11 protein-coding genes are annotated in these 13030 nt (G+C 65.1%); 8 read left to right on the top strand and 3 right to left on the bottom strand.

Annotated features, from left to right (window positions below; all coding sequences use genetic code 11):
- Positions 1 to 53: 53 nt before the first annotated feature.
- The 8 genes from ABB29_RS12500 (at position 54) to ABB29_RS12465 (ending at position 9839) form a co-directional block, all read left to right on the top strand.
- Complete coding sequence (locus ABB29_RS12500) at positions 54 to 3233, top strand: efflux RND transporter permease subunit (RefSeq protein WP_057659580.1); 3180 nt, start codon at positions 54 to 56, stop codon at positions 3231 to 3233.
- Between the two features lie 143 nt (positions 3234 to 3376).
- A complete protein-coding gene (locus tag ABB29_RS12495; RefSeq protein ID WP_083487868.1) occupies positions 3377 to 4039 on the top strand; it encodes a thermostable hemolysin in 663 nt (220 codons plus the stop codon).
- Positions 4036 to 5532: an AMP-binding protein gene (locus tag ABB29_RS12490; protein WP_057659576.1), complete on the top strand. Its 1497-nt coding sequence runs from the start codon at positions 4036 to 4038 to the stop codon at positions 5530 to 5532. Before ABB29_RS12495 ends, ABB29_RS12490 begins: the two co-directional genes overlap by 4 nt.
- Positions 5529 to 6203: an iron-containing redox enzyme family protein gene (locus ABB29_RS12485; RefSeq protein WP_057659575.1), complete on the top strand. Its 675-nt coding sequence runs from the start codon at positions 5529 to 5531 to the stop codon at positions 6201 to 6203. The genes ABB29_RS12490 and ABB29_RS12485 overlap by 4 nt, the downstream gene beginning before the upstream one ends.
- A complete protein-coding gene (locus ABB29_RS12480; protein WP_057659573.1) occupies positions 6203 to 7045 on the top strand; it encodes an SDR family oxidoreductase in 843 nt (280 codons plus the stop codon). Before ABB29_RS12485 ends, ABB29_RS12480 begins: the two co-directional genes overlap by 1 nt.
- Positions 7023 to 7700 carry a tetratricopeptide repeat protein gene (locus tag ABB29_RS16580; RefSeq protein ID WP_083487866.1) on the top strand — a complete coding sequence of 226 codons (678 nt, stop codon included), beginning with the start codon at positions 7023 to 7025 and terminating at the stop codon, positions 7698 to 7700. Before ABB29_RS12480 ends, ABB29_RS16580 begins: the two co-directional genes overlap by 23 nt.
- 22 nt (positions 7701 to 7722) lie before the next feature.
- Positions 7723 to 8412 carry a response regulator gene (locus tag ABB29_RS12470; protein ID WP_057659571.1) on the top strand — a complete coding sequence of 230 codons (690 nt, stop codon included), beginning with the start codon at positions 7723 to 7725 and terminating at the stop codon, positions 8410 to 8412.
- A gap of 17 nt (positions 8413 to 8429) precedes the next feature.
- The gene (locus ABB29_RS12465; protein ID WP_057659632.1) at positions 8430 to 9839 is read left to right on the top strand and encodes an ATP-binding protein; all 1410 of its coding nucleotides are present in this window, start codon (positions 8430 to 8432) and stop codon (positions 9837 to 9839) included.
- A gap of 77 nt (positions 9840 to 9916) precedes the next feature.
- Here the strand turns inward: ABB29_RS12465 and leuB are convergent, their stop codons facing one another.
- The 3 genes from leuB to leuC are packed head-to-tail and all read right to left on the bottom strand — an operon-like array spanning position 9917 to position 13014.
- Positions 9917 to 11005, bottom strand: coding sequence for a 3-isopropylmalate dehydrogenase (leuB, locus tag ABB29_RS12460; protein ID WP_057659569.1), 1089 nt, complete (start codon positions 11003 to 11005; stop codon positions 9917 to 9919).
- Positions 10995 to 11576: a 3-isopropylmalate dehydratase small subunit gene (gene leuD, locus ABB29_RS12455; RefSeq protein WP_057659568.1), complete on the bottom strand. Its 582-nt coding sequence runs from the start codon at positions 11574 to 11576 to the stop codon at positions 10995 to 10997. Before leuD ends, leuB begins: the two co-directional genes overlap by 11 nt.
- Before the next feature lies 1 nt (position 11577).
- Positions 11578 to 13014, bottom strand: a complete 1437-nt coding sequence (gene leuC / locus ABB29_RS12450; RefSeq protein WP_057659566.1) for a 3-isopropylmalate dehydratase large subunit — start codon at positions 13012 to 13014, stop codon at positions 11578 to 11580.
- Between the last annotated feature and the right edge of the window lie 16 nt (positions 13015 to 13030).

Here is a 13030-nt window from a genome sequence, read left to right as displayed (position 1 = left end):
GCGTGGCGCCTCCCGGCTCGCGCGCAATGACCGCGCCCAGGGAAGCCACTGACGTGCGTCGTTTCAATCTTTCCGAATGGGCGTTGAGCAATCGCAGCCTGGTGCTGTTCGCGATGATTGCACTGGCCATCATCGGTACCTGGTCGTACCGCCACCTGGGCCAGTCCGAGGATCCACCGTTTACCTTCAAGGCGATGGTGGTGCGCACGGTGTGGCCCGGTGCGACCGCCGAAGAAGTCTCGCGACAGGTCACCGAGCGCATCGAGAAAGCGCTGATGACCACCGGCAACTACGAGTACATCCGCTCGTACTCGCGTGCCGGCGAATCACAGGTGATCTTTGCCGCCCGCGACTCGATGAAGTCCAGCGAGATGCCCGAGCTCTGGTACCAGGTGCGCAAGAAGGTCGGTGACATCCGCATGACTTTGCCGGCCGAGGTGGTCGGGCCGTTCTTCAATGACGAGTTTGGCGACACCTTCGGCAACATCTACGCGTTGACCGGCAAGGGTTTCGATTACGCCTTGATGAAGGACTACGCCGATCGCATCCAGTTGCAGCTGCAGCGGGTGCCGGACACCGCCAAGGTCGAGCTGATTGGCCTGCAGGACGAGAAAATCTGGATTGACCTGTCCAACACCAAGCTGGCCAACCTGGGCATTCCGGTGGCCGCGGTGCAGCAGGCGCTGGACGAACAGAACGCACTCAATCCGGCTGGTTTTTTTGAAACCGGCAGTGATCGCGTGCAGATCCGGGTGACCGGTGCTTTCAAGTCGGTCGACGAGGTGCGCGCGTTCCCGATCCAGGCGGGCGGTCGTACCGTCAAGCTGGGCGATATCGCCAATGTCCATCGTGGCTTTGCCGATCCGGCGGCGCCGCGGATGCGGTTCATGGGCCAGGATGCGATCGGCATCGCGGTGGCGATGAAGGATGGCGGCGACATCCTGCAACTGGGCAAGGCGCTGGAGGATGAGTTCCAGCGATTGCAGAAAACCCTGCCGGTCGGCATGCAGCTGGACAAGGTCTCGGACCAGCCGGCGGCGGTGCAGGCCTCGGTTGGCGAGTTCGTGAAAGTGCTGGCCGAGGCGGTCATCATTGTGTTGATAGTGAGCTTTTTCTCGCTCGGCGTGCGTACCGGACTGGTGGTCGCGGTCAGCATCCCGCTGGTGCTGGCGATGACGTTTGCAGGCATGCATTACTTCGGCATCGGCCTGCACAAGATTTCACTGGGCGCGCTGGTATTGGCGCTGGGCCTGCTGGTCGATGACGCGATCATCGCGGTCGAGATGATGGCGATCAAGATGGAGCAGGGCTTCGACCGGATGAAGGCGGCCAGCTTTGCCTACGAGTCGACCGCATTCCCGATGCTGACCGGCACACTGGTGACCGCGGCGGGGTTCCTGCCGATTGCCACCGCCGCTTCCAGCACCGGTGAATACACCCGCTCGCTGTTCCAGGTGGTGACGATTGCGCTGGTGGTGTCGTGGATTGCTGCGGTGTTGTTCATTCCCTATCTCGGCGACAAGATGCTGCCAGACCTAGGTCATCCGCGACAGCCACCGAAACCGGGATCGCTGGCCGCGCGCTGGCGCGCCCTGCGTGAGCGCGCCGCCGACCGCCATCCGGCGTTCGCCGACTGGCTGGCGCCGATGCCCGATGATGGCGGCCACGGTCACCGCGAACACGAACGGGATCCGTATCAGTCGCGCTTCTACCAGCGCTTCCGCCGCCTGCTCGATGCCTGCCTGCGCCATCGCTGGCTGGTCATCGGCATCACCGTGCTGGCGTTCGCTGGCTCGATAGCCTTGTTCCGTTTCGTGCCGCAGCAGTTCTTCCCGGATTCGGTACGACCGGAACTGATGGTGGATCTGGAGCTGGCCGAAGGCAGTTCGCTGACATCGACCGACGCGCAGGCGCGGCAACTGGAGAAACTGCTGGCCCGACAACCGGGCATCCGCAACTACGTGGCCTATATCGGCACCGGTTCGCCACGCTTCTATCTGCCGCTGGACCAGCAATTGCCGCAGACCAACTTTTCCCAGTTCGTGGTGCTGGCCGAGGACACCGGGCAACGCGAGCGTCTGCGCAGTTGGTTGATCAACGAAGTCGCACCGCAGTTCCACGATATCCAGTTCCGCGTCACCCGCCTGGAAAACGGCCCGCCGGTCGGCTATCCGGTGCAGTTCCGGGTTTCCGGCGAACACATCGACCGGGTCCAGGCGCTGGCCCACCAGGTCGCGGCCAAGGTCCGTGCCAATGGCCATGTCGCCAACGTCAATCTGGACTGGGACGAGCCGAGCAAGATCGTGCGCCTGAACATCGATCAGGAGCGGGCGCGGGTGATGGGCATCAGCAGCAGCCAGTTGTCGCAGTTCCTGGTCAGTTCGCTGTCGGGCCTGCGCGTCAGCACCTATCGCGAGGACAACGAGCTGATTGAAATCCTGTTGCGTGGGCCACAGGACGAGCGCACCCGGCTGGACCTGCTCGGCAGCCTGGCGCTGCCGACCAGTAACGGCGGCAACATCCCGCTATCGCAGATCGCGACGCTGGAATATGCATTCGAGGACGGCATCATCTGGCATCGCAACCGCTTGCCAACGGTGACCGTGCGCGCCGACATCAAGGATGATCTGACGTCACCGACGGTGGTCAACCAGATCCTGCCGACGCTGAAGGACATCCGCGCCAACTTGCCGGACGGCTACCTGCTGGAAACCGGCGGCACCCTGGAAGACTCGACGCGCGGCCAGAAATCAATCAACGCCGGGGTGCCCCTGTTCCTGCTGGTGGTGACCACTTTGCTGATGCTGCAGCTGCGCAGTTTTTCGCGGGTGGCACTGGTGCTGCTGACCGCGCCGCTGGGCATGATCGGGGTGACCCTGGCGCTGCTGATCTTCCGGGTTCCGTTCGGTTTCGTCGCCATGCTCGGCACCATCGCGCTGGCCGGCATGATCATGCGCAACTCGGTGATCCTGGTTGATCAGATCGATCAGGATATCCGTTCCGGGCACGACCGCTGGCAGGCAATCCAGGATGCGACCGTGCGCCGGTTCCGACCGATCGTGCTGACCGCACTGGCGGCGGTGCTGGCGATGATCCCGCTGTCACGCAGCGCCTTCTTCGGGCCGATGGCAGTGGCGATCATGGGCGGGCTGACGGTGGCCACGCTGCTGACCCTGCTGTTCCTGCCGGCGCTGTACGCGGCGTGGTTCAAGGTGCGGCCGACATCGGAGTAAGGCCGCTCGGCAGCGGTTTGCGTGGGCTGACGTTCAGCCAACGACGGTGTGCGTTGGCGGTTGAATGGAATATTGATGCGGGACTTACAATTGCGTAACAAGCGCCTAATCGTGCTTTAATTCTCGGCGGCCACGATGTGGCCATGAAAACATCGCGTGGTTCTTCGCCGTCCGACCCTGCCGGCCACTTTTCGGAGTGCATCTGGGTCAATCCATCGCATCCACTCAGGTCCGAGGTAGAGGCATTGATTGCCCAGGTCTACCGGGATCGCTACGGCGCGCAGTTGCGTCATTTCCTGCCCCATCTGCTGGCATTCCGTGACGCCACCGGCAGGCTGAGTGCGGCCATCGGGCTGCGCTGTGGAAGCGAAGGCCAGCTGTTCACCGAACAGTACCTGCAAGGCCCGGCGGAACAGACCATCGCCGAGCACGCCGGACGCATCGTCGCCCGCGAGCAGGTGGTGGAAGTGGGCAACTTTGCCGCTCTCGGTGCCGGCGATGCCCGCCAGGTGATCATCCTGTTGACCAGCATGCTGCACCGGGCCGGATTCCGCTGGGTGCTGTTCACCGCGACCCGCAATCTGCGCAATGCATTCGATCGCCTGCATCTGCAGACGGTCGAACTGGCCGCGGCACGGCAGGAGTGCCTGCAATCCGACGACAGTGACTGGGGCAGTTACTACGACACCCAGCCGCGGCTGATGATGGGCGACATCGCCGCCGGCCATGCCTACCTTGCCCGGATCAACCACGCTGGCGCGGATCGGGTGCCGCTGATGGCCTGCATGGGCGGAGCGCTGGCATGAATACGTTCGCCGGCATGATCGCCGGGCTCAGGCAGCAGCGGGTGCAGGTATCAGGCAACGATCACGAATGGACTGACACGCAACTGATGGAAGCCATCGAAGGCCTGGCGACGCAACTTCAACAGGCGGGTGTGCAGCGTGTTGCCAGTCGCCTCGACAATGGGCCGGCCTGGATCGCACTGGATCTAGCGCTTCGTGGAATGGGCGCGGTACACATACCGTTGCCAACCTTCTTCAGCGACGGCCAGCTCAGGCATGGCTTGCACAGCAGCGGCGCCGACTGCCTGATACTGGCCGACGGCGACGTGCTGCCCGAGGCAGTGTCGGCCGGACACCGTCAGCCGCTGTCGCATGGTCTGTCATTGCTGCGCCTGGATGCAGCACCAGTGGCGCTGCCGACGGGGACGGTGTGCATTACCTACACCTCCGGCACCACCGGCCAGCCCAAGGGCGTGTGCCTGGATGAAAGCGCCCTGCTGGGCGTCGCCACCGCACTGGCTGATGCCGCCAGCCCGCTGCGGCCAACCCGCCACCTGTGCCTGATGCCGTTGTCGACGTTGCTGGAGAACGTGGCCGGGGTCTATGCCGCGCTGATTGCCGACGCCAGCATCGCGGTGCCGTCACTGGCGGAGATCGGCTACAGCGGCGCCAGCGGACTGGACATCGGCAAGTTGCTTGCCTGCCTGCATCGCTACCAGCCCGAGAGCATCATCCTGGTACCGCAGTTGCTGCTGGCGCTGGTGATGGCGGCCGAGCAGGGTGCGCCGTTGCCAGCTTCGCTCAAGTTCATCGCGGTCGGCGGTGGCCGTATCGGCACGGCGCTGCTCGCGCGTGCCGAGCACCTGCGGCTGCCGGTATTCGAAGGGTATGGCCTGACCGAATGCGCCTCGGTGGTGTGCCTTAACCGCCCCGGTGAACAACGCCAGGGCAGCGTCGGCCGGCCATTGCCGCATGCGCGGGTAAGCATCATCGATGGCGAGATCCATGTCGCTGGCCAGACCCACCTTGGCTATCTGGGTGAACCTGCCGTGCGGCCGCAGACGGTGGCGACCGGCGACCTGGGATACATCGACGACGACGGATTCGTGCACATCATCGGTCGTCGCAAGAATGTGTTCATCACCGCATACGGCCGCAACGTGTCACCGGAATGGGTCGAGAGCGAGCTGCTGCAGCAGCCCATGTTCGCGCAGGCGGTAGTAATTGGCGAAGGCCGGCCCTACAACGTCGCCGTCGTCTGGCCGCGCCAGCGCGATGCCGGCGTCGCGCAGCTGCGCGATGCCCTGCAATCGATCAATGCGGGCCTGCCCGATTACGCGCGGGTACGTGACGTGGTGCTGGCCAGCGAGCCTTTCAGCGCGGCCAACGGGCTGCTGACCAGCAACGGCCGGCCGCGACGCGACGCCATCCTGGCACGCCATGCCATCGCCATCGACGACTGTTACCGGATCGGCATTGACGATCCCGCCATTGAAGGAGTTCTTCCAGCATGACTTTTCACCAGCAACTGCTGCAGGCCACCGAGGCCGAGCGCGCGTCGATGATCGCCACACCGATCATCCAGGATGCATTACAGGGAAACATCCAGCGCGCCGACTACATCGCGTTCCTCACCCAGGCCTACCACCACGTCCGTCACACCGTGCCGTTGCTGATGGCGTGCGGCTCACGGCTGCCGGCGCGGCTGGAATGGCTGCGTACGGCGGTGGCCGAATACATCGAGGAAGAACTCGGGCACCAGGAATGGGTGCTGGATGATCTGGTTGCCTGCGGCGTCGACCGCCAGCAGGCCGCCGCGTCGCAGCCTGCCATGGCCACCGAGTTGATGGTGGCCTATGCCTACGACACCATCGCCCGGCGCAATCCGGTCGGCTTCTTCGGCATGGTGCTGGTGCTGGAAGGCACCAGCGTTGCGCTGGCCACGCGCGCGGCCCAGACCATTGAAACCAGCCTGGGGCTGCCGCGTAATGCCTTCAGCTATCTACTCTCGCATGGCGATCTGGACGTGGGCCACGTCGACTTCTACGAGAACCTGATCAACCAGCTGGAGGATCCGGACGACCAGCAGGCGGTGATCCACGCCGCGAAATGCTTCTACAAGCTGTATGGCGATATTTTCCGCAGCCTGCGCCAGACCGATGCGTGGTTGGCGGAGGCCGCCTGATGCGGTTGCATGGCAAGCAGGTAGTGTTGACCGGTGCCAGCGGAGGCATCGGTTCGGCGTTGTGCGCGCAACTGGTAAAGCGCGGTGCGACGGTACTGGCGGTCGGGCGCAGTCGCGAGCGTCTGCAAAGACTGGCGATGCAGGCACCCTCGGGCCAGGTGGTGCCGGTGGTGGCTGATCTTGCCAGCGCCGAGGGGCGCCAGCATCTCCGGGAACAGGCGCAGGCACACACGCCATCGTCGCTGATTCTTGCCCACGCGCAATCCGCGTTCGGCATGTTCGAGGGCCAGAGCGAGGCCGATCTGCAACGGCTGCTGGAAACCAACCTGACCGCGCCGATGCTGCTGCTCAATGCGTTGCTGCCGATCCTGCAACGGCAACCGCAGGCATCGGTGGTGGCGATTGGCTCGACCTTCGGCAGCCTCGGTTTCCCCGGCTTCTCGGCCTACAGCGCCAGCAAGTTTGGCTTGCGCGGTCTGTTCGAAGCCTTGGCCCGCGAGTATGCGGATCGTCCGGTTGAGTTCCTGTACCTGTCGCCGCGGGCGACACGGACGCCGTTCAACAATGCGGCGGTCGAGGCACTCAACCACGAACTGAAGGTCGCCCAGGACGATCCGGAAGTCGTCGCCGCCAGTCTGGCCGATGCCATCGAGCGTGGTGACCGACGCCTGCAGATCGGCTGGCCTGAAAAGCTGTTCGCACGTATCAACGGCGTATTGCCCTCGCTGGTCGACGGCAGCCTGCGCAAACAACTGGCGGTCGTCCGCCGCCACGCCGGCACCACCGTCGCCGACCCTTTGTCCCATGGAGAACCCCATCATGAAACGTCCCCGAGTCCTTGAGACATGCCTGCTGCTGGGATTGCTGGCAGCGTCAGGCACCGCAGTGCTGGCGCAGGCGCAACAGCCTGCCGCGCTGCCGACTGACGTGGTTGCCATTCGCGACCGCTGGGCCGAGGTCAACTATCAACTGCCGAAGGCGCAGCGCGCCGCCGCGTTCGAGGCCTTGGCCAAGCAGGCGCAAGGCAGCCGAAGCGCGCACCCCAGGGATGCCTCCACGCTGATCTGGGAGGGCATCGTGTTGTCCAGCTGGGCTGGCGAAAAAGGGGGGCTTGGCGCGCTCGGTCTGGTCAAGCGGGCACGCAGCGACTTCGAACAGGCGATTGCGATCGACCCGGCCGCGCTCGAGGGTTCGGCCTATACCAGCCTGGGTGCGCTGTACTACCAGGTGCCCGGCTGGCCGCTGGGATTCGGCGACGACGACAAGGCCCGCGAGATGCTGCTGAAGGGCCTGGCGATCAATCCCGACGGCATCGATGCCAATTACTTCTACGGTGACTTCCAGCGTGACCAGGAGCAGTGGCAGGCAGCGGAAAAAGCCCTGCAGAAGGCACTGGCCGCGCCGCCACGCGCGGGTCGGCAAGTGGCCGACAGCGGGCGACGCAAGGAAATAGAGGCCAAGCTGGCCGAGGTCCGCCACCATCTTGCAAGCGACTGATGCGCCCGCCACACTGGCCCGCATGCGCATTCTGCTGGTCGAAGACGACATCTCGCTGGGCGAAGGCATTCGCACCGCATTGCGCCGCGCCGCCTATTCGGTGGACTGGTTGCGTGACGGCGGCAGTGCGCTGACCGCGATAGCCGACGGCGGCGTTGATCTGGTGTTGCTGGATCTGGGCCTGCCCGGCATCGACGGCATGGATGTCATCCGCAAGGCGCGGCAGTCCGGTCATGACGTGCCGATCCTGGTGCTCAGTGCGCGTGAACGGGCCAGTGATCGCACCCTGGGCCTGGATGCCGGCGCCGACGATTATCTGGGCAAGCCATTCGATACCAGCGAAATGCTGGCCCGGGTGCGTGCGTTGCTGCGTCGCCATGGTGGCCGGGCAACGCCGCTGCTGCAATGGGGCGAACTGAGCATGGACCCGGCGACGCTGGCGGTGCGCTGGCAGGGCGCCAGCGTGGATCTTCCGCGGCGTGAGTTCGCGTTGCTGAGGCTGCTGATGGAAGCGCGTGGACGCCCGATCAGCCGCGAGTTCGCCCAGCAGCGCCTGTATGGCTGGGACGAGGATGTCGCCAGCAACGCGGTCGACGTGCATATCCATGCGTTGCGCAGGAAACTCGACCCGGGTTTGATCCGCACTCTGCGTGGGGTCGGTTATGCGCTTGAAGCGTCGGCTGGCGATCGCGGGGCCGGGCAGGGCCAATGAACTCCATCCGTCGCGTGCTGCTGGTCACCCTGATTGGGATCACCTCACTGGTGTTGCTGGTGGCTGCCGGTTTCAGCTATCGCGCCGGCCTGCAGGAAGCCGGTGAGATGTTCGATGCCAAGCTGGCCCATTCTTCGCGCGTGTTGATGAGCCTGGTCGACGAGCCACTGTCGGACCTGGCCGAACACCCGGGCAATCCGATCATCGTCAAGGGCTGGCACGGGCGGGCCAGCGGCGTTGGCGATGCACTGGCGTTCCAGACCGGACATGCCTACGAAACCAAGCTTGCGTTCCAGGTCCGGGATGCCCACGGCCGTCTGTTGCTGCGCTCCGACAGCGGGCCATCGACGCCACTGGCGCCGTTGCAGCCGGGCTATCGCACCGTGACCCTGCAGGGCGAGCAATGGCGCACGTTCACCCTGAGCACGCCCAGCGGCCTGTGGTACCAGTCGGGCGAGGAGTCGGCGATCCGCGAGGAGCTGGCCGAAGACATCGCGCTTGGCACGTTATGGCCATTGCTGCTGGCTTTGCCGGTCATCGCACTGGTGGTGTGGCTGGCGGTCAACTGGGCCAGCCGCAGCCTGCTTCGCGTTTCCGTTGCGGTCGCCGAACGCCAGCCTGATCACCTGCAACCGATCCGGCTGGCCGGCGTGCCCGAGGAAATCAGTGGCATCGTCGAAGCCGTCAACGGCTTGCTGGCGCGCCTGCGGCTGGCATTCGAGCGCGAACGTCGCTTCACCGCCGACGCTGCCCACGAGCTGCGCACCCCACTGGCGGCGATCAAGGTGCATGCGTACAACGCCCGCCATGCAGATGAAGCCGGCGACCGCTTCGAATCACAGCAAGCCCTGGATGCCTGCATCCTGCGCATGGAGCGATTGGTCAATCAGATGCTGGCGCTGGGCCGGATGGAAGCCGGTGACAGCGGTGAGCCCGACGCATGGATCCAGTTGGACGACATCGTGCGCGAGTACCAGCGTGACCTGGCGGCGCTGGCGGGACGCGATGGCAAGTCAATTACGCTGGATCTGCAACCGGTCAGCCTGCTGGCCCCGGCAACCGCCATGCATGCGATCGTGCGCAACCTGATGGACAACGCCGCCCGTTACGTGCCGGCGGGCGGCGAGGTCAGGGTGGCCGTCGACCAGCATGACCAGCAAGCCCGCCTGGTCATCGAAGACTCGGGCGCGGGTATTCCACCAGCGGACCGCGAACGGGTGTTCGAGCGTTTCCACCGCCGCCTGGGTAGCGGTGCCGAAGGCAGTGGACTTGGCCTTGCCATCGTCGCGCAGGCCCTGCAACGGCAGGGCGGCCACATCACGCTGGATGATTCACCTGCCTTGGGCGGCCTGCGGGTATCAGTGTTGCTGCCGTTGCAACCGGCGCCAGCGGCCATCGCGGCATCGCCGGCAAACACGGGACAATAAAAAGCCCCATCCCCCGAGAGCGATGGGATGGGGCGAAGACATGCATGACGTTCCAGGTCTGTTCGGGGGGCGGGTGCTCAGTCGCGCAGCTCGGCGACGTAGCAGCGGGCCTGGATCTGTTCGATGACCGCCTGTCCGGCGGCCTGGGTCGACAACGGGCGGGCACCGCCGGCCAGATCGGCGGTGAAGGCCTGGGCGTTGAGGGCGCCATCGACCGCACGTTCGATGCAGTCGGCCTCTTCGTACAGGCCCAGCGAATGGCGCAGCAGCATCGCGCAGCTGAGGATGGTCGCGTAGGGATTGGCGATGCCCTTGCCGGCAATATCCGGGGCCGAGCCGTGGATCGGTTCGTACAGGCCGACCTTGCCATCGCCCAGTGACGCCGAGGGCAACAGGCCCAGCGATCCGGCCAGCATCGAAGCCTCGTCGGTGAGGATGTCGCCGAACATGTTCTCGGTGACGATCACATCGAACTCGCGCGGCTTCGACAGCAGGTGCATCGCCATCGCATCGACCAGTACGTGTTCCAGGCGCACGTCGGCGAACTCGTCACGGCCGATGCGGCTGGTGACGTCACGCCACAGGCGCGAGGTTTCCAGCACGTTGGCCTTGTCCACCGAGACCAGGTAACCGCGGCGCTGGCGGGCCAGCTGGAAGGCGCTGCGGACTACCCGTTCGATCTCCACCACACTGTAGCTGCACAGGTCGCTGGCACTGTCGGCGTCACGGGTCTTGTCGCCGAAATAGATGCCGCCGGTCAGCTCGCGGACCACCATGATGTCGACGCCGGTCAGCAGGTGCGGTTTGATTGGCGAGGCGTTCAATGCCGCGGCATGCGGCCGTACCGGGCGCAGGTTGGCGTACAGTCCGAGCCCGCGACGCAACGCCAGCAGGCCTTGTTCCGGCCGGATCCTGGCGTTGGGGTCGGACCATTTTGGCCCGCCGACCGCACCCAGCAACACCGCATCGGCCTGTTGGCAGGCGCGCAGCGTGGCTGGCGGCAGCGGGTCGCCATGCCTGTCGATGGCGACGCCGCCAATATCGTGTTGGCCGAATTCAAACTGGTGGCCATGGCGGCGGGCCACGGATTTGAGAACGGATACCGCGACGGCGGTGACTTCCGGCCCGATGCCGTCGCCGGGCAGTACGGCGATGTCAGCTTGCATGATGGCGTGCCTCGTAAGTGTCGATGTCAGGGGTGCGTGCCAGCAGATAGCCCATTTCGTCCACGCCCTGCATCAGGCAGGTGCGGGCAAAGGCATCCAGTGGAAAGGGGTAGACGCGGCCATCCGGGGTACGCAGTTCGCACGCGTCGATGTCGATGTGTAGTTCGTCGTCCGGACGCTGCATCAGGGCCTGCACGTCGGCCTCGTCCAGCACAATCGGCAGCAGCCCGTTCTTCAGGCTGTTGTTGCGGAAGATGTCGGCAATCTCGCTGCTGACGATGGCTTTCAGGCCCAGATCGGCCAGTGCCCAGGGCGCATGTTCGCGCGATGAGCCGCAGCCGAAGTTGCGACCGGCCAGCAGGATACCGCGCCCCTGGTTATGCGGCTGGTTGAAGGCGAAACCCGGATTGGGGGTGCCGTCGGCCTGCCAGCGCCAGTCATTGAAGGCATGCTGGCCCAGGCCCTTGCGTTCGGTCGTTGACAGGAACCGGGCCGGGATGATCTGGTCGGTGTCGATATTGGTTTCGCGCAATACCACGCTGGCGGAACGGATGCAATCAAAGCCGGCCATCTCAGGCTACCTCCTGGGTCTGCATCGGTATCCGTCGCGGATCGCTGACCCGGCCATTGACCGCCGCCCAGGCCGCACTCAGCGGCGAGGCCAGCAGCGTGCGCGAGCCGGGGCCCTGGCGGCCTTCGAAATTGCGGTTGCTGGTGCTCACCGCCAGTTGTCCGGGTGCGACCAGATCGCCGTTCATGGCGATGCACATGCTGCAACCGGGTTCGCGCCATTCGGCGCCGGCGGCGCGGATGATGGCATCGATGCCTTCGGCTTCGGCTTGGCGCTTGACCTGCTCGGAACCGGGCACCACCAGCATCCGCACCCGCGGATGGACGCGCCGCTGGTCCAGCACCTGCGCGACCTCGCGCATGTCGCTGAGCCGGCCATTGGTGCAGGAACCGACAAACACCACGTCCACCGGCGTGCCCTCCAGCGCATGGCCGGATTTGAACTGCATGTATTCCAGGCCTTTCTGGGCAGCCGCGTCATTGGCCGCCGGAATCGGGGCGTCGACCGCAATCGCGGTACCCGGATGGGTGCCCCAGGTCAGGGTCGGGCGGATATCGGCGGCATCAATCGCCACTTCGACATCAAAGCGCGCGCCTTCGTCGCTGCGCAGCTGCGCCCATTGCGCCCTGGCGGCGGTAAACGCTTCGCCCTTGGGCGCACGCGGTGCCCGTGCCAGCCATTGGTAGGTCACTTCATCAGGCGCGACCATGCCGGCGCGGGCACCGGCTTCAATCGACATGTTGCACAGGGTCATCCGCTGTTCCATGTCCATGGCGCGGATGGTCGAGCCGCGGTACTCGATGACATGGCCGGTGCCGCCGTTGACGCCGATCACGCCGATGATGTGCAGGATCACGTCCTTGGCGCCGACGCCGGCAGCCAGTTCGCCCTCGACCGTGATCGCCATGGTCCTGGCCTTGCGCTGCAGCAGGCACTGGCTGGCCAGCACATGGCCGACCTCGCTGGTGCCGATGCCGAAGGCCAATGCACCGAACGCACCATGGGTGGACGTGTGGCTGTCACCGCAGACGATGGTCATGCCCGGCTGGGTGAAGCCCAGCTCGGGTGCGATCACATGGACGATGCCGCGTGATTCGGACTGCATGTCGAACAGCTCGATGCCATATTCGGCGCAGTTGCGCGCCAGGGTATCGACCTGGTTTTCGGCGGCGGCGCTGGAATACGCCAGCTTGCCATCCGCACCTGCGGGCAGGGTCGGGGTGGAATGGTCCATGGTCGCCTTGGTCCGATCCGGACGCCGCGGCTTGAGTCCGCGCGCCTTCAATTCGGTGAACGCCTGTGGCGAGGTGACTTCGTGGATCAGGTGCAGATCGACATACAACACCGCCGGTGCGCTGTCGCTTTCCGGTACGACCACGTGGTTGTCCCACAGTTTGTCGAACAGGGTGCGCGGTGGCTGGGATTCAACGCTGGACATTTGCTGGTTCCGCTGG

This window comes from Pseudoxanthomonas dokdonensis, from assembly GCF_001431405.1.
Lineage (GTDB): Bacteria > Pseudomonadota > Gammaproteobacteria > Xanthomonadales > Xanthomonadaceae > Pseudoxanthomonas_A > Pseudoxanthomonas_A dokdonensis.
Note: the sequence above shows the minus strand (reverse complement) of the source record. Positions and strands in the feature narration are given on the sequence as shown.